Annotated in this window: 13 protein-coding genes and 2 pseudogenes; 5 read left to right on the forward strand and 10 right to left on the reverse strand. The window is 66.3% G+C overall.

The features are described 5' to 3' along the window. Positions 1-73 precede the first annotated feature (73 nt). The 7 genes from mnhG to mbhE are packed head-to-tail and all read right to left on the reverse strand — an operon-like array spanning position 74 to position 6,759. Positions 74-544: a monovalent cation/H(+) antiporter subunit G gene (gene mnhG, locus DEIPR_RS01500; protein WP_013614065.1), complete on the reverse strand. Its 471-nt coding sequence runs from the start codon at positions 542-544 to the stop codon at positions 74-76. After that, complete coding sequence (locus DEIPR_RS01505) at positions 541-801, reverse strand: MrpF/PhaF family protein (RefSeq protein WP_013614066.1); 261 nt, start codon at positions 799-801, stop codon at positions 541-543. The genes mnhG and DEIPR_RS01505 overlap by 4 nt, the downstream gene beginning before the upstream one ends. Next, the gene (locus DEIPR_RS01510) at positions 798-1,334 is read right to left on the reverse strand and encodes a Na+/H+ antiporter subunit E (RefSeq protein WP_013614067.1); all 537 of its coding nucleotides are present in this window, start codon (positions 1,332-1,334) and stop codon (positions 798-800) included. Before DEIPR_RS01510 ends, DEIPR_RS01505 begins: the two co-directional genes overlap by 4 nt. Further along, positions 1,331-3,073 carry a complex I subunit 5 family protein gene (locus DEIPR_RS01515; RefSeq protein ID WP_013614068.1) on the reverse strand — a complete coding sequence of 581 codons (1,743 nt, stop codon included), beginning with the start codon at positions 3,071-3,073 and terminating at the stop codon, positions 1,331-1,333. Before DEIPR_RS01515 ends, DEIPR_RS01510 begins: the two co-directional genes overlap by 4 nt. Then, positions 3,070-3,654 carry a sodium:proton antiporter gene (locus tag DEIPR_RS01520; RefSeq protein ID WP_013614069.1) on the reverse strand — a complete coding sequence of 195 codons (585 nt, stop codon included), beginning with the start codon at positions 3,652-3,654 and terminating at the stop codon, positions 3,070-3,072. Before DEIPR_RS01520 ends, DEIPR_RS01515 begins: the two co-directional genes overlap by 4 nt. Position 3,655: 1 nt before the next feature. Then, a complete protein-coding gene (locus tag DEIPR_RS14510) occupies positions 3,656-4,279 on the reverse strand; it encodes an MnhB domain-containing protein (protein ID WP_013614070.1) in 624 nt (207 codons plus the stop codon). After that, positions 4,276-6,759, reverse strand: coding sequence for a hydrogen gas-evolving membrane-bound hydrogenase subunit E (gene mbhE, locus DEIPR_RS01530; protein WP_013614071.1), 2,484 nt, complete (start codon positions 6,757-6,759; stop codon positions 4,276-4,278). Before mbhE ends, DEIPR_RS14510 begins: the two co-directional genes overlap by 4 nt. 500 nt (positions 6,760-7,259) lie before the next feature. Between mbhE and uvsE the strand changes: the two genes are divergently transcribed. The 4 genes and pseudogenes from uvsE to DEIPR_RS14395 form a co-directional block, all read left to right on the forward strand. Continuing rightward, entirely contained in the window at positions 7,260-8,192 is a 933-nt protein-coding gene (gene uvsE / locus DEIPR_RS01535) for a UV DNA damage repair endonuclease UvsE (protein WP_013614072.1), read from the forward strand. 36 nt (positions 8,193-8,228) lie between these two features. Beyond that, positions 8,229-10,904 (forward strand): type ISP restriction/modification enzyme, encoded by a 2,676-nt coding sequence (locus DEIPR_RS01540; protein ID WP_013614073.1) that lies wholly within the window; start codon positions 8,229-8,231, stop codon positions 10,902-10,904. Positions 10,905-10,992: 88 nt separating this feature from the next. After that, positions 10,993-11,917 (forward strand): annotated as a pseudogene (locus tag DEIPR_RS14390) (IS630 family transposase); the annotation flags it as partial. Positions 11,918-12,028: 111 nt separating this feature from the next. Further along, a pseudogene (locus DEIPR_RS14395) lies at positions 12,029-12,619 on the forward strand (type ISP restriction/modification enzyme); the annotation flags it as partial. Between the two features lie 24 nt (positions 12,620-12,643). Here DEIPR_RS14395 and DEIPR_RS01555 read toward each other — a convergent pair. Beyond that, the gene (locus DEIPR_RS01555; protein ID WP_013614076.1) at positions 12,644-13,360 is read right to left on the reverse strand and encodes an aminotransferase class IV; all 717 of its coding nucleotides are present in this window, start codon (positions 13,358-13,360) and stop codon (positions 12,644-12,646) included. Further along, complete coding sequence (locus DEIPR_RS01560) at positions 13,347-15,389, reverse strand: aminodeoxychorismate components I/II (protein ID WP_013614077.1); 2,043 nt, start codon at positions 15,387-15,389, stop codon at positions 13,347-13,349. The genes DEIPR_RS01555 and DEIPR_RS01560 overlap by 14 nt, the downstream gene beginning before the upstream one ends. A 148-nt stretch (positions 15,390-15,537) precedes the next feature. On the opposite strand from DEIPR_RS01560, the gene DEIPR_RS01565 reads away from it, so the two are divergent. Continuing rightward, positions 15,538-16,029, forward strand: coding sequence for an RrF2 family transcriptional regulator (locus tag DEIPR_RS01565; protein ID WP_013614078.1), 492 nt, complete (start codon positions 15,538-15,540; stop codon positions 16,027-16,029). 100 nt (positions 16,030-16,129) lie between these two features. On the opposite strand, the gene DEIPR_RS01570 is transcribed toward DEIPR_RS01565, so the two are convergent. Further along, positions 16,130-16,918, reverse strand: a complete 789-nt coding sequence (locus DEIPR_RS01570; RefSeq protein WP_013614079.1) for an enoyl-CoA hydratase-related protein — start codon at positions 16,916-16,918, stop codon at positions 16,130-16,132. Between the last annotated feature and the right edge of the window lie 19 nt (positions 16,919-16,937).

Genomic DNA, 16,937 nt, shown 5'->3' on the forward strand with positions numbered 1-16,937 from the left:
TTCAGCGGGGCTCTGGACTTACGAAAGCCCCCGCGCCTGGGGGAGGGCGGGGGCTGGAAATATGGGGCCAGGTTCAGCCCGGCCCGGCCTGCGCGTGGGCGTCGTCCAGGGCCTGGGTCTGGGCGGCAGCCTGGGCGTGCGACTGGGCCTGCACCGGCTGCGCGGCAGTCCGGCGGCTGAAGTCCTGCGCGGCGCCGAACACGTTCCACTCGTCCGCCTGACCCTTGTCCGGCTGCGAAAGGTAGGCCGGCAGCCCGCGCAGGTAGCTGGCCTGGGCAATCAGGTAGGCGCTGAGCGGCGTGGTCAGAAACTGAAACAGCAGCACCGCCAGCAGCCGGGTAAAGGCCGTGGGGTCCATGAAATCGGCCGCCACGCCCAGATAAATCCCGGCTGACCCCAGCGTGACCAGCTTGGAGCTGGCGTGCAGACGGGTGTACAGGTCGGGGAACCGCAGCACCCCCACGGCAGCTGCCAGCACGAAAATGGACCCGATCAGCACCGGAATGTCGCGCCAGAGGTTGATATCCCAATCCTGCAGGTTCATTTCATCACCCGGCCCAGCAGCAGGTAGCGGGCCAGCGCCACCGTGCCCAGAAAGCCCAGCAGTGACAGCAGCAGTGCGGCGTCCAGCATGGCCATCAGGTGGGTTTTGGCGGCGAACAGCACGAACAGCACCACCAGGTTCACGCTGAGAAAGTCGAAGGCCATGATGCGGTCGCCCCAACTGGGGCCGCGCAGCACCCGGAACGCCACCAAGATGGCCGAAAGGGTCACGATGACCAGGGCAAAGTTGACAATCATGGGCGCACCTCCTGGGCGCTTGACGGAGTGTCGGCGGCTGTGCGGGCCTGCCTGTGGCCCAGCGGGTCAATGATGTCCAGCAGGTAATCTTCGACCTTCGTGACCGAGGCGCGGGCGTCGCCCGGGTCGGGAATGCCGATGGCGTGCGAATACATCACCGTGCGCCCGGCGTTAAAGCCCATGGCGACCGTGCCGGGCATCAAGGTGATGGTGGCGGCCAGCATGGTCTGGGCGGTCTCGTCTTGCAGCCGCAGCGGCACCGCCACAATCAGCGGGGTCAGCCGGGGGCGGGGCTGCAGTGCCATCAGCGCCACTTGGACGTTGGCCCAGGTCAGCTCGCGCACGAAAAACCACGCGAAGCGCCCCACCGCCCGCACGCGGGCCACGTACAGTTCGGTGCCCAGAGCCCGCGGAAACAGCGTCAGGATGATGAAACCGACCAGAAAGCCGGTCAGCCACTCGCGCATGCCCAGGTCACCCATCAGCAGGGCGTAGACAAAGGCCACCAGCAGGTTCAGGGTCAGACCTTTCATGGGTTCACCTCCGGCTGGGGGGCGGTGGGTTCGGGAGCCGCCTGGTCAGTGGGCTGCGCAGCTGGTTGCCGGTCAGCCGGTTGCTGGTCAGCTGGCTGGATGCGGCCGTCGTCGCTTCCGGCCTTGCCTTTCTCCTCCTGCTCCGCGTGGCCGGCGTCTGTGTGCCCCTTGCCCCCATAGGCTTCCGTGGGCGCCGGGGGAATCACCACCGGCCGGTCTCCCAGCACCCCGCCGATGTAGTGCTGCGGGGTCTGCAACTCCTGACCCATCGCGGCGGTCAGGCGGGTCATCGGTCCGGCCAGCAGGGCGGTGCCCACCACGCCCAGCATGGCAAGGTACATGGGCGCCGCCTGGGCCAGCGAGGGCGGGGTCAGTGCCCGCTCGCTGCGCTGCTTGCCCCAGAAAAAGGTGCGCCAGATGTTCAGCATGGCGTAAAGAATAATCAGCGAACTGGCCAGCGCACTGAACACGCCCAGGTAGACCAGCGGTCCACCGGCCGCCAGCGCCGCTTGCACCAGGGCGAACTTGGCGATAAAGCCCCCGGTGGGCGGCAGGCCCGCGATGGTCAGCGCACCGAACATGAATGCGGCGGCCAGCAGCGGGCGGTGTTCCAGCATGCCGCGCACCGCGATATAGGGGGTGCCGGTGTCGCGCTCGGCCACGCCGGCCAGCAGGAACATGGCTGTGGTGACGAGGATACTGACCGCCATGTAGTACATGGTCGCGCTCAGGGCCGCAGGGGTGCCGATGCCCAGCCCGAAGGCCAGGTAGCCCACCGAGGCCACCACCGAAAAGGCCAGCACCCGCCGCCACTCGCGCTGCGAGAGAATGCCCAGAGCGCCGTACAGCATGGTGACGGTGCCCAGCGCCAGCAGGATGTTGCGGGCCACGTCCGGCTCGGCCACGAATATGGTGTTGAAGGTGCGCGCCAGGGCGTATACGCCCACTTTGGTCAGGATGGCGGCGAAGAAGGCGCCCACGGCCGGCGGCACTGCCGGGTAGGTGCCGGGCAGCCAGAAGCCCAACGGAAACAGCGCCGACTTGGACGCGAACACCATCAGCAGCAGCACGCTCAGGGCCGTCACAGCCGGCACTGCTCCCAGTTCGGCCGAGCGCTGCGCCAGGTGGGCCATGTTCAGCGTGCCCAGCTGTCCATAAATCAGGCCGCAGGTGACCACCAGCAGGGCCGAGGCGCTGAGGTTCATCACGATGTAGCGAAAGCCCTCGCGCAGCTGCTCGCGGGTGGACCCCAGCACGGCCAGGGCGTAGCTGGCCACCAGCATCACCTCGAAGGCCACGAACAGGTTGAACAGGTCGCCGGTCAGGAACGACATTTGCACCCCCGCAAACAGGAAGTGCAGCAGGGCGAACAGGCCGTACTTCTCACGCACCCGGTCGGGGTTAAAAGCAGCGTACAGCACGCTCATCAGGGCGCTGACGCCGGTCAGCAGGCTCATCCAGGCGCCCAGGCGGTCGGCCACCATCACGATGCCGAACGGGGCCGGCCAAGCACCCATCGAGCTGCTCAGCACTGCGCCGCCGGCCGTGGCGCTGACCAGGTAAGCGCTGGCGCCGAGCATAACCAGGGTGCCCAGTACGGCAATCAGGGCGCGCAGGTTGCGCCCCATGGGAATCAGCAGCAGCAGGGCGGTGCCCAGCGCTGTGATGATGGGCGCGGCCACCCAGGGGGTTTCGGTGCCCGGCAGCGCCAGGGCCAGCGACAGGTCATTCGGGTTCACTGCGGGCCTCCTTTCTCTTTCTCACTCTGTTCGCCGGGGCCTGGGGTGGGCGCGTCAGTTCTGGAGAGTTCCTGTGCAGGAGCTAGCTCTGTCACAGCTTTTGGCCCGCCGGGCCGTATCTGCGAGCGGGCGCTCAGAATAATCAGGTCGCTGGGCGAGGGAGCTTCCTCATAGTGTTCGGTATCGGGGATGTCGGGGCTGGGGTGTTCGGCGTCGGCCGGCTTGCCGTCGGGGTTGCCGGGGTCGTCGGCCAGGTTGTCACCGAACGCCGCCACGTCGTCGTGCCCAGCCACCTGATAGGCGCGGATGGCCACCGCCAGCAGCAGCGCGGTGGTCGCGAAACCAATCACGATGGCCGTCAGAATCAGCGCCTGGGGCAGCGGGTCCACATAAGGCCCGTCCAGGCTGAGCAGTGGCGGCGTCCGGTTGGGATGCAGGCCGGCCGCTGCCAGGATGGCGAGGTTCACGCCGTAGGCGATAAAGGCCAGGCCAATCACCACCCGCACAATCACCCGCGAGAGCAGCAGAAACACGCCCACCGCCACCAGAATGCCGATCACCAGGGCAAAAAGGGGTTCCATGTCAGTGATCTCCTTCCACGGTTTCCCTGGGGTCAATATCAATCAGGGCCTCAGCGATGGTCATGCCGCCGCCCACCACCAGCAGAAACACGCCCAGGTCGAAGGCCATCGCCGTGGCCCACTCGAACTCGCCGGTGAGCGCCGTGGTGAGGTAGCCGTAGTCGCTCTGCAGAAAAAAGCCGTTGACCACGAAGGGCACCAGCCCGGTGACGAACGAGATGGCCAGCCCGATAGGAATCAGGCGGGTGAAGTTGAAGTCCACTGCGCCGCGCCCGGTGGCGATGCGGTGCAGCAGCAGGGCGCAGACCATCATGGCGCCGCCGGCAAATCCGCCGCCGGGCAGCTGGTGGCCGCGCCAGAACAGCAGCAGCGTGAACATCGCCATCAGGGCGAAGGCCGGCTGCGCCACGGTTCTCAGAATGGGGTCGTTGACCACCGACGAGGCCAAAGACTCGTAGCCGGTGGAGTGGATGCCGCCCTGCTCGGCCGGCTCGGGGTCGTCAAGTAGGGTGTCCCACAGGTTCTCCCTGGGGGCGCGGGTGGCCGCGCTGAGCTTCTTCTCGCGGCGGCTGCGCGTCTTGCCCTTGGATTTGGCGGGCACCTTGCCGGCGGATTTACGGGTCACTGTGGGCCTCCTTTGCGGCGCTTGCCCTGACTTTGCCCACGGCTCTGCTGGTTCTGCTGATTCTTCTGGTCTCTGCGCTCGGCACGGCGGGTGCGCAGGGTCTGTGGGGCGCTCAGGGTACCGCTTTCAATCAGCTGCTGGCGAATGTGCTCGCGCTCCTGGCGGGTGGGAATCAGCGCCATGTTGGCCGTGGGGTCGGCGGTGTCGTACTCGGGCTGGGCGTGTCCGGGCTTGCCCAGGCGCAGCAGGGCCAGCACCGCCAGGCCCACCATGCCCACCACGGTGATTTCTCCCATGGTGTCGAAGCCACGGAAGTCCACCAGGGTCACGTTCACCACGTTGTTGCCGCCGCCGCCCGTGTACGAGTGCTGCAGGTAGTAAGGCGAGATGGACTCGGCCAGGCCGGGGCGCACCGACAGCAGATAAGCCATGATGCCCACGCCGGCGCTCAGGGCGATGCCCAGGTCCACCAGGTACTGCGTGCGGGTGCGGGCCAGTGCCCGGATACCCGGCATGTAGCGGAAGGCCAGCAGAAACAGAATCACCGTGACTGTCTCGATAATCATCTGCGTGAGGGCCAGGTCCGGGGCGCGGAAGGCCAGGAACGCCGCCGAGGAGCCGAAGCCGGTCAGGCCCATCAGGACCACAGCGGTCAGGCGGTTGCGCGACAGGCTTACGCCGATGGCCCCGGCCACCAGCAGCGTCACAATCAGAATCAGGCTGAAAGACACGTCCAGCTCCAGCCGGAACTGCGGGGGCGCACGCAAGATGGCGTAACCGCCCAGCGTGAAGGCGGCAATCAGGGTCCAGCGCAGCTGACTGGGCAGGGCCAGACCCTGGGTCCGCAGAATCACGGCGGTCGCCACGATATCCAGCCATTCCCTGAAGCCGTAGTACATGGTGTTGGCGTTCCAAGAAGGAGTGAGGCGCTGCTGAATGCGGGCGAATTCGTCACGCCGCCACCAGACGAACGCGGCGATGGCCCAGGTGACCAGCGTGGCAACCAGGGCCGGCGTGACGCCGTGCCACAGCGAGAGGTGCGGGTGGTACTCGGCAAATTGCAGCATGGCGGACGCTTTGCCGGCCAGCTCCTCCACCGACTGCGGCCACAGTCCGAACAGCACGGCGGCGCCCACCAAGAGGGCCGCCGGGGCCAAGATGGCGTCGGTGGGCCGCTCGGGGCGCTCCTTGCCAGGGTGGCGCAGGTCCCCGAACCACACGCTCATGAAGCGCACGGTGTAGGCGATGGTCAGGGCGCTGCCCACCACCGCCACCAGGATGAACGGCAGGCCGTGGTGAATCATGGCCTCGAAGAACAGTTCTTTGGAGATAAAACCGCCCAGCGGAGGCAGGCCCGCCATGCTCAGCGCGGCCAGCACGGCCAGGACGAAGGTGACCGGAAAAACCCGCCGCAGGCCGCCCAGCTGCGGGATTTCGCGGGTGCCGGTTTCGTGGTCGATGATACCCACCACGAAGAACAGCGCAGCCTTGAAGGCGGCGTGGTTGAGCAGGTGCGCGGTGCCGGCAAAGCGGCCCTCGGGGTCGGCCAGGCCGTAGAGGCTCATCAGCAACCCGAGCTGCGAGATGGTGGAAAAGGCCAGCAGCGCCTTGAGGTCGGTCTGGCGCAGGGCGAGGTAGCTGCCCCAGGTCATGGTAGCCAGGCCCACCGGCACGATGATGGCCGCCCACAGCGGATGCCCGCCGAACAGCAGCCCGAACTTGGCGACCAGGAACACGCCCGCCTTGACCATGGTGGCCGAGTGCAGAAACGCCGAAACGGGCGTGGGCGCTTCCATCGCGGTGGGAAGCCACAGGTGGAACGGCAGCTGCGCCGACTTGGTAAAGGCGGCCAGCAGCGTAAGCAGCATGGCCGGGATGAACAGCGGCGAAGCCTGGAGGGCGCCCAGGTCAATCTCGGAGAGGTTGTAGCTTCCCCCGGCCGTGCCGATGATGGCCACGGCGGCCAGCAGTGCCAGGCCGCCCAGGGCCGAGACCAGAAACGCCTTGATGGCCCCGTCGCGGGCGGCGGCGCGGGCATGCCACAACCCAATCAGGAGAAACGACGTGATGGAGGTCATTTCCCAAAAGCCGAACAGCCCGATCAGGTTGTCGGACAGCACCAGCCCCAGCATCGAACCGCCGAACAGCAGCAAGTAGGCGTAGAAGCGGGCGAAGCGCTCGTTGCTGGACAGGTAGCTGACCGAATACAGGCTGGCCAGCGTCCCGATGACACCAATCAGGACGGCGAACAGCAGCGAAAAGCCGTCGCCCCGGAACCCGAGCTCCAGCCCCAGCGTGGGCACCCAGGCGATGGCCTCGCGTAAGGGGGCGGCAGCGGGCATGCCGGACAGCGGCAGCGCCAGCAGCAGCGCGGGCAGAAAGCCCAGCGCGGCCAGGTAGCCGGTGCGGCGGCCCAGTCGCAGCCCGGCCCAGGCGGCGACGGCGGCCATCAGGAACGGAAAAAAGACAGCGAGAATCAAGGGCAGCTCCTCTCAGCGGGGCGGCCGGGGGGCTGCGGCAACTTCGAAATGGCAGATGTAAACGTCATGGCCCTCCTGACAAGTCATAAAGTGGAAATCTGGAAGCCTGAGAGGCTAAGTGGCCTGTCACCAGGGGGCAGACCGGGCCGAGCCGGCTTCCATATGCAATGTGGCTGCACCGATACTAGAGCAGCCCGGGCAGCGGGGCGGTGTTCCGCCTGCTCTCTGTGGCCGCCTGTGCCGGACAGCCAAGCTGCCGCAAACACCAGCCGGAAAAAGGGAGAGAGCAGGCGAAGCACCTGCACCACCCCCCCGTGATGCCCGGCCCACTGCCCCAGGGGCGGCGGCCGTGCCTCGGGCACCGGACCACTGCGGCCCGGCCCCAACCGAAGTCCAGTCTACCAAGCGGACCCGGCTGCTCTTCATCCACGGTTCATTCATGCTTGCAGTTGGTGTGCAGGACGGAGCGGAGTTTCTGAGAGGTGGGCTAGTGTGGGAGGGTGACCGCCTCACCGCCTGCCCCTGCCGGCCCCGCCTACGGCCTGGTCTGCCTGACCGCTGGTCCCGAAATCAGATTTCGCACCGTGACCCGCACCCGCTACCTCGCGCTGGAGGGAGCGGCGCGGCGCGACAAGCTGCTGGACATCTACAGCAGCAACATTGCCAAGCTGCGCGAGGCTGCCGACTTCTGCGCGGCGCGGGGCATTCGGCTGTACCGCCTGAGCAGCAGCCTCTTTCCCATGCTGGACCTGCGGCACGACGGCACCGAGGACCAGATTTCCGGCGAAGTCTTCGCGCACCTGGCCCCTCAACTGCGCGAGGCGGGCGCGGCTTTTACAGCGGCAGGCATCCGCACGCTGATGCACCCCGAGCAGTTCATCGTGCTCAACAGCGAGCGCCCCGAGGTGCGTGAAAGCAGCCTGCACGCCCTCGGCGTTCACGCCCGCGTGATGGACGCGCTGGGGCTGGAGCGCAGCCACTGGAACATCCTGCTGCTGCACGGCGGCAAGGGCGGGCGCGGGGCCGAGCTGGCGGCGCTGATTCCCGACCTCCCCGATAACATCCGGCTGCGGCTGGCGCTGGAAAACGACGAGCGGGCCTTTGGCGCTGCTGACCTGTTGCCCGTGTGCGAGGCGACAGGCACGCCGTTTGTCTTTGATGCTCACCATCAGGTGGTGCATGAGCGCCTGCCCGGTTACGAGCACCCCAGCCTGCGCGAGTGGGTCTTGCGGGCGCGGGGCACCTGGCAGCCCCCCGAGTGGCAGATGGTACACCTGAGCAACGGCATAGACGGCCCGCATGACCGCCGCCACTCCTGGCTGATTACCGAACTGCCCAGCAGCTATGCCGACGTGCCCTGGATAGAGGTGGAGGCGAAAGGGAAAGAGGAAGCGGTCGCGGCGCTGATGGGGAGAGAGAAGAGAACAAACTGACGCTGCTGTGCAGGTGCAACCCTCTAGATTGAAGCTATGCCAGCTGCCAAATCCAAGCCCCAAACCGCCGAAGCCGCCGTCCTCGCTTACTTTGCCGAAGTGCGGGCGGTGCAGGCAACCGGCGCGGGCGTGGCGGAAACCAGCTATTACCCCGCCCTGTTCAACCTGCTGAACGCAGTTGGGGCCAGCCTCAAGCCGCGAGTGTACGCGGTCAATCACCTATCCAACCTCGGCGCGGGGATTCCTGACGGGGGCTTTTTCGATGCGGGGCAATTGCAACGGGGCGAAGACACCGAGGCGCTCAAGGGCCAGCTCCCCAGTCGCGGGGCGCTGGAGGTCAAATCGCCCGCTGAAGCGGTGGCCGACATCGGCACGGGGCAGCAGGTTGCCAAATACCTCGACCTGTACGGGCTGGTGCTGGTCACCAACCTGCGCGGGTTTGCCCTGTACCGCAAGGGACACACTGGCCCGCTGGAAAGTCTGGAACTGGCCCCCAGTGCCGACGCTTTCCGCGCCCTCCTGAATAACGAATCCGAGCGGGCCGCCGTTGCCGCGCCGCTGGCCGAATTCCTGACCCGCGCCCTGCTGACCAACGCGCCGCTGACCACCCCCGAAGGCGTGGCGTGGTTCCTTGCCAGCTATGCCCGCGAAGCCAAGCACCGGCTGGAGCGTGCGCCGCTTTCCGAACTGGCCCCGCTCAGAAAAGCCCTCAGCGAAGCCCTCGACCTGAACTTTACCGGCGAACAGGGCGAGCGCTTTTTCCGCGCCACGCTGGTGCAAACCTTGTGGTACGGCCTGTTCAGCGGCTGGGTGCTGCACACCGAAAAAGCCCCCGAGCAGCCCTTCAACTGGCGCATGGCCGCGTGGGAACTGCACCTGCCCGTCATGCAGGGCCTCTTTTCGCAACTCGCCAACCCCAGCGCCCAGCGCAGTCTGAACCTGACCGACCTGCTCGACCGCACCGCCGCCACGCTGGAACGGGTGAACCTGGGAGCCTTCAGCAGCCGCTTTCAGGGGGACGCCGTGCAGTATTTCTACGAGCCGTTCCTCGCCGCCTACGACCCCGAACTCCGCAAGCAATTCGGCGTGTGGTACACCCCCGCTGACGTGGTGGAGTACATGGTCGAGCGGGTGGACCAGTCGCTGCGCGAGGATTTGGGCCTGAGCCTGGGCCTGGCCGACCCCAGCGTGTACGTCCTCGACCCCGCCACCGGCACGGGCAGTTACCTCACCGCCGCGCTGGGCCGTATCGAGCGCACGCTGAGGGCACAGCCCGACTGGGACGACGCCAGCGCCGACGAACTGAAAAAGGCCGCCACCCAGCGTCTGTTCGGCTTTGAAATCATGCCCGCGCCGTATGTGATTGCCCACATGCGGATGGGCCAGCGCCTCGCCCGCAGTGGGGCCGCGCTGGAAGGCCAGGAACGCGCCGCCATTTACCTCACCAACGCCCTGACCAACTGGCACAGCGCCCCGCCGCGTCTGGATATGCCCGAACTGCAAGCCGAGCAGGACGCCGCGCAGCACGTCAAGCAGAACCAGCCCATTCTGGTCATTCTGGGCAACCCGCCCTACAGCGCCTTTGTCGGCACCAGTCAGGACGAGGAAGGCGGCCTGATAGACGAGTACAAGCAAGGTCTGGTGAGCGAATGGGGCATCAAAAAGTTCAATCTGGACGACCTGTACGTCCGCTTTTTCCGCGTGGCCGAGCGCAAAATCGGCCAGACGGGGCGCGGCATCGTCTGCTTTATCAGCCCGTACTCGTACCTGTCCGACCCCAGTTTCGTGGTCATGCGGCGCAAGCTGCTGGGGGAGTTCGACCTGCTGAGCATAGACAACCTGAACGGCGACAGCCGCGAAACGGGCAAGCGCACCCCCGACGGTCTGCCCGACCCCAGCATCTTTTCCACGCCGCTCAACCGCGCAGGCATCCGCACGGGCACGGCGATTTCGCTGATGGTCAAGTTCGGCGCAGGCGTAGAGCAGCGCGTGAGCTACCGAGAATTCTGGGGCGCGGGCAAGGCCGAGGCGCTGCGCCAAAGCCTGAGCGCGGGCGGCCCCGCCTACGAACTGGCCCACCCCACCGCCGAGAACCGCTACAGCCTGAAGCCGATTGCAGAAAGCGGCGAGTACGGGCAGTGGGTTAAAGTTGTGGATTTGGCTCAGGAACGGCCCATTTATGGCTTGATGGAGAAGCGTGGCGGTGGTCTGATGGACGTGGACAAAACTCATTTAGAGGGCAGAATGAGAGCTTATTTTGACCCGTCTGTGCAATGGTCAGAGCTTGAAGTTCTGGACACTGGTTTAACGAAACCTGCGGCTGGATATGCTCCTAAGCAAACGCGGGAAAAGGTAACTCAACAATCCAACTTTGACCCTTCTGGCATCACCCCTTATACATTGCGTCCTTTTGACGTTCAGTGGGCCTTTTACAGTCCCATTAATCCGCTCTGGAATCGTCCCAGACCTCCTTTAAAGCAGCAGGCGTGGGAAGGTAATGCGTTCTTCGTCACTCGCGTTTCAGCGGCGAAAAGTGACGAGGGCGTACCATTTTTCATGACCCGTCACCTTTTTGATGACCATATGCTTGCACCGGATGCAGCAGGAATCCCGATTCTTTGGCGCTCGGAAATTACTTCTCAGGGCGGGCTTTTTTCTGATGCTCCAACCTCTACCCGCGCCAACCTTTCGCTCCTCGCACGCACTTATTGATAGCGGCGTAAGTATGCGCTGCTAAACTCTAGGGACCGTGGAATGGCAACCGAACCAATATTCTCGTGCCCAACTTGAGGAGCGGCGTATGGCTGCTACCGAGTGGCTGCAGCAAGGCAGCCACACACACCGCGAAATCGCTGCTCACTTCGGCGTCTCCGTGCTCACGGTGACTTCTTGGAGTGCTCGGCTCAGAAAGAAGGGAAGCTTGCAAGCGACGGTCAGCTCTGGTCGTCCTGCTCGGCTGACTGAGTCTCAGCACGACCAGCTTCGCACCCTCCTGCGGGAGGGTGCTCTGCAGCATGGGTTTCCTGACGAAACTTGGACGACAAAACGTGTGGCAGAGCTGATCGGGCGGCACTTCGAGGTGTGGTACCACCATGATCACGTCCGTAAAATCCTACGAAAGTTGAGGTTCAGCCCACAGATGCCAGATGGGCGGGCTGCTGAGCGGAGCGAACTTCGGATTGCATCCTGGCGGGAACAGGTGCTCCCGGAGTTGGAAAAAAAAGGTCGCTGAGGGAGCCACAATCATCTATCTGGATGAGGTCGGATTCTCGTTGAAAGGCGTGCGAAGGCGAACGTGGTCCCCCAGGGGCGTGACGCCCCTGGTCACGCTCAGAGCGAACTGGGAGAAGCTTTCGACGATTGGGGCGATCACTTCAGATGGACGATTCTTCCAGCACACAACATCCGGAGCGATCCGCAGTGGAGAGGTCATCCGATTCTTTGGGCACATCCTGCGCCAAGTTCAGGGGAACATCGTCGTGGTGCTGGACAATGCGAAAATTCATCACGCGAAAGTAACCCAGGCGTTCGTGGGTTCCCACGAACGCCTCTCTCTGATCTTTCTGCCTCCGTATGCTCCAGAGTTGAACCCGATCGAGTTGGTGTGGGCCTACGTCAAGCGCAATGTGTTGGGGAACTTTTGTGCCCACTCCATCAGAGCGCTGAAAAAGAGGCTTGTCACCGCCTGGCAGCGGGTCCGCTATATTCACCTGCCCCGTCAGCTTATGGACGCCAACTTACGCCGCTATCAATATTTGTCTGCTCTCGGCGCACCCGACCCCGATTCTTCACCCCAAGCGGCGGCGCTGCTGTGGCATCACGCTTTGGCGGTGGGCTTCAGCGCGGCGTACCTGACCGAGAACGCGGCGGGCGTGGCGGCGGACTGGCCGCGTATTCCGCTACCTGCCACGCTGGAGGCTTTGCAGGCGTCGGCGCGGCTGGGGGCGCGGGTGGCCGAATTGCTCGATGACCCGCACGCGGAAACAGCCCCCGAACTGGGCGCGGTGGGACGGCTGAAAAAGGTGGATGCGGCGGCAGCAGCGGCGCAGGGCTACGAGGTGCGGGCGGGCTGGGGCAACTTGCAGCGCGGCAGTGTGGTGATGCCGGGGCGCGGGCGCGTGCAGGAGCGGGCGGCGTCGGACTTGCCGAGCGAGTTGGGCGGGCGCGTGCTGGACGTGTCGCTCAATGACGGCTGGGTCTGGGAAAACGTGCCGCTGAGCGTGTGGGAATACACCATCGGCGGCTATCAGGTGGTCAAGAAATGGCTCAGCTACCGCGAATTCGGGGTGCTGGGGCGAGCGCTGACGCTGGACGAGGCCCGCGAGGTGAGCCGCATGGCCCGCAGGCTGGCCGAACTGGTGCGGCTGGGGCCGGAACTGGACACGAACTATGCGCGGGTGCGCGGTGACGTGTGGCAAGCTGAATAGCGGGTTGCAGGTGGCCTGAAGTCGCTACCCCGGCCACCCCGTCACCGCATCCACTTCTGGCGGCCACTGCGCTTCTAGTTCCACCCGCTTCCCATCCTCCAGCCGCAGCTCACGCACGGGGATGACGCCCACCCCGCTGCCGCAAATCCAGACACGGGAGATGTGGGGCAGCTCGGCCAGGGCCACAGGCCGCTCGGTGAACGTTTTGCCCGCCAGATGGTGCGCCCGCGTGACGCTGGGCAGGCCACCCGCAGGCACGACCAGCTCTCCGCCCAGCTCCAGCAGTGGGGCGGTGCGGCTGCCGTCTGCGAGCGTATCTCCCAGCCGCAGCCAGCCTTCAAATGCACCTGCGGCCTGCGCCCCAGCCCCGGCCAGGCGGTAGGGCAGATAGTTGCCGGTCTTGTGCGCGGCCAGTTGCGGATGGACCTGCCAGGAGGTCAGCGCCACGCTCACGCCCGCTAAGGGTTTGGGGCCAGCGTCCAGCGCGGCGTGGCTCCAGTACAGCCCGCTTTCGGTCAGGGTCAGGCGCAGGAGGCCCCAGGGCAGCGGCTCTAGCTTGGGCGGCTCAGTCCCATGCGGGACAGGCAAGCCCAGCAGCGTCGCCGTTGCCGAGAGCCGCGCCAGATGCTGAGGCCACAGCAGCGGCTGGCCCCGGCGGGTGCGGATGGTGGTAAAGGCGGAAGCGCCGTGCAGCGCGGCGGGGTGACGAAGGGCAGTGGGAAGTGGGCTAAGAGACAACATCTTTTTGGCCCTCGGCGGGCTGCTCTGGCTCCTGGGCGGCGCGCTGCGCCAGCCGCAGCCAGTTGCCCAGCAGCACCCGCCCCCAGGGACTCAGCACGCTTTCGGGGTGAAACTGCACCGCCCAGGCGGGAGTTTCCGGCACCTCCAGGGCCTGCACCACGCCGCCTTGCCCATGCACGCTGCCGCTTCTGGCAGTCACGAGTGCGTCATCCAACCCCTCCACCACCAGCGAGTGGTAGCGCCCGAACTCGGCCCGCTGCGGAATGCCCGCCCAGAGGCCCGCGCCGGTATGTTGCATCGCCTCGGGCCTGCCGTGGACCGGCTGCCCGCGCACCACTCGCCCGCCCAGCACCTCGCCCAGCGCCTGATGGCCCAGGCACACGCCCAGCAGTGGAATACGCCGTTCCAGCGCCAGCCGCGTGAGCGCCAGCGTGCAGCCGCTCGTCTGCGGCGTGCCCGGGCCAGGGCCGACGAGTACCGCGTCAGGCCCCAGCGCCAGCAGGTCGGCGGCGTCCTCATCCTGACTGCGGACCTCCACTGCCGCGCCCAGCGCCAGCAGGTCATGCCGCAAGTTGTGGGTAAATGAATCGCGGTTGTCCAGCAGCAGCACCCGCAGCGGCGTTTGCGTGGGCGCAGCCGGGGGCCGCCAGTCCTGCCCAGGCACCGGCAGCGCGGGCGGCTGCGCGGGTCGGCCCGGCCAGCCCGCCAGCACATTCAGCAGGGCCTGCGCCTTGTGAACGGTTTCCTCGGCCTCGGCGGCAGGGTCGGAGTCAATCACGCTGCCGCCCCCCGCCCGCACCGTGACGCGCCAATGCCTTTGCCCGCCGTTTTCGGAGGAAGGCCCCGCATCCGTGAGGGGAGATATTTTTTCCCCTCTCCTTCCAGGGGAGGGCCTCGCGTCAGCGAGGGGAGGGGTTACCATCCGCTGAAAATCGGCTGTTCTTATCAGGATATTGAAGTCCGCCCCGCCGCCGCAGATGCGCCCCACCGCCCCCGTGTACCAGCGGCGCGGGTACGGCTCCAGCGCGTGAATGGCTTCCATCACCCGCTCCTTAGGCGCACCTGTGATGGTGCCGCCGGGAAAAGTGGCCGCCAGCAGGTCGTGCACGGTCAGGCCCTTCATCGGCTCGGCCACCACTTCCGAGACCAGGTGCATCACATGGCTGTAGCGCTCCACCAGCATCAGGTCGGGCACCCGCACCGTGCCAGCGGCGGCCACCCGTCCCAGGTCGTGCCGCACCAAATCCACCAGCATGGTGTGCTCGGCCTGCTCCTTGGGGCTGGAGCGCAGCTCAGCTTCCAGCGCCGCGTCCTCGGCGGGGGTGTCGCCGCGCCGCCGTGTCCCCGCAATGGGCCGCGCCGAAATGCGGTTCTGCGCCCCGTCCCAGTCGGCCAGCCGCTCCGGGCTGTTTGATACCACCACGCTGTCCACTGTTTCCAAGTACGCCATGAATGGGCTAGGGTTCAGCTCCCGCAGCCGCAAATAGGCTTCCAGCGGGTCGCCTGTCGCCTCGGCGCTAACCCCACGCGAGAGGTTCACCTGATACACCTCGCCCGCCCGAATCAGTTCCTGAATGGCCCCCACGCCTGCCACATAGTCGAGGTCGTCGGCGCTCAGCTTGCCCAGGCGCAGCGGCTCCAGCGCAGCGGGTTCGGCGCTCAGCACCGTGTCCCAGTCCAGATGCGCTTCGCCCACCAGCACCAGCGTGCCTGCTTCCCTGTCCCACACCAGCCCCGACGGGTAGTAGCCCCACCAGTTCGCGCCAGCCTGCGGCGCGTGCGTGCTCAGGCCGAATTCACTCGCCGCCTCGTAATGCAGCCCGCCCAGGTACGCGGGGAAAAAGCCGTCTCCAGCGGGCCTTTCAGGTAGGTGGTCCTGAATATGGGTCGGCGCAGCGCTCAGAAAGGTGTAGCGGCCATTCGGCGTGACCGGCCCCAGCGATTCCAGCAGGGCGAGGTGCGGCAATTCCAGCGCCCGCAGCCGCCGCAGCACGTCCGCAGGGGAGAAGTTGGGGGACAGGGAAAGCATGGGGGACAGTGTAGAGGGGGGCAGAACACAGGAGGCGGGAGCTGAGGTGGTCCCAGCGACGGACGGGCGGGCGGGTGGGACAGACGCTGCTGCGCCTTTGGCTGTAATCCCGTATTTCCCGTACGGCATTGCAGATATAGTGGTGAGCATGTGGGTATCCACCAAAGCACAGTACGGGCTGCGCGCCCTGATCGAGATCGGGCGCGGGGGGGGAACGCCCGGAGAGGGCCGGGCCGTACCGCTCAAAGACGTGGCCGAGCGCCAGGACCTCAGCCAGCACTATCTGGAGCAGATCGCCTCCAACCTGCGCCGCGCCGGGTTCATCAAGAGCGTGCGTGGGGCCTACGGCGGCTACCGGCTGGCCCGCCCCGCCGACCAGATTTCCGCCTACGACGTGGTTACGGCGCTTGAAGGCAGCATCGCCCCGGTGGAGTGTGTAGAGGAAAACCATGTCTGCGACGGCAAGAATGTCTGCGGCACCCTGGACCTGTGGCAGCGGGTGGACCAGGCCCTGCGCGACGTGCTGGGCAGCACCACGCTGGCCGACCTGATTGAAGACAGCCGCCGTCAGGAGCACTCGCGGTTGCTGCAACTGGGCCCGCTGCCGCCTTTGCCGGGCGAGCCTACCAGCCGGCCTTAGTCAGCGGGCATTCAGCCTGCTCAAGGCGAAGAACACAGCAAAAAAGGCGGCGTCTTCCCGGAGGAGAGCCGCCCTTTTCCTTTTTGCCGCGGCCGGCGCCTCAGCGGTTCCAGTTGGGGGGCCGCTTTTCCATAAAGGCCTGCACGCCCTCGCGGAAATCGGCGCTCTCGCCGGCCTGCTGCTGCAACTCGGCTTCCAGGGTCAGCGAGTCGGCCAGCGTGCCGGTCAGCGCGGCGTTCAGCGCCCGCTTGGTCAGGGCCAAGGCCAGGGCAGGGCGCTCAGCAAAGCGCTCGGCGTAGGCCTGGGCCTGCGCGGCAAAGTCGTCTGCGCTGAACACTTGCTGGCACAGCCCCAGCTCCAGGGCCTGCCGGGCACTCAGTTTCTCGGCCAGGCTCATCAGCTCGAAGGCCCGCCCGAAGCCCACCAGCCGGGGCAGGAACCAGGTGCTGCCCGCGTCGGGAATCAGCGCGATGTTGGAGAAAATCTGCACCCACTGGGCGTCCTCGCTGCTCACACGCAGGTCGCAGGCCAGGGCCAGGCTGGCACCGGCACCGGCTGCGACTCCGTTGACAGCGGCAATCACGGGCTTGTCCATACCGCGAATCGCTTCAATCACCGGCCGGTAGTGCTGCTCCAGGTGGCTGTGCAGGTCCAGCCCCTGACCCTGGAGGAGTGGACCGGCCACTTCGGTCAGGTCCTGCCCCGCGCAAAAACCCCGGCCCTCGCCGGTCAGGACCACTGCGCGCACGGCAGGGTCGCTGGCGGCGGCCTGCAGGGCGCTCAGCAGCTGCCCGGCGAGGGCGGCGGTCAGGGCGTTCAGGCGGTCGGGGTTGTTCAGGCTGAGGGTCCGCACCCCCGCCTGGTCGCGGGTCAACACCAGTTGGGTCATGGGTTCAGACTAGCGCTCC

The organism is Deinococcus proteolyticus MRP (assembly GCF_000190555.1).
Taxonomy (GTDB): Bacteria; Deinococcota; Deinococci; order Deinococcales; family Deinococcaceae; genus Deinococcus; species Deinococcus proteolyticus.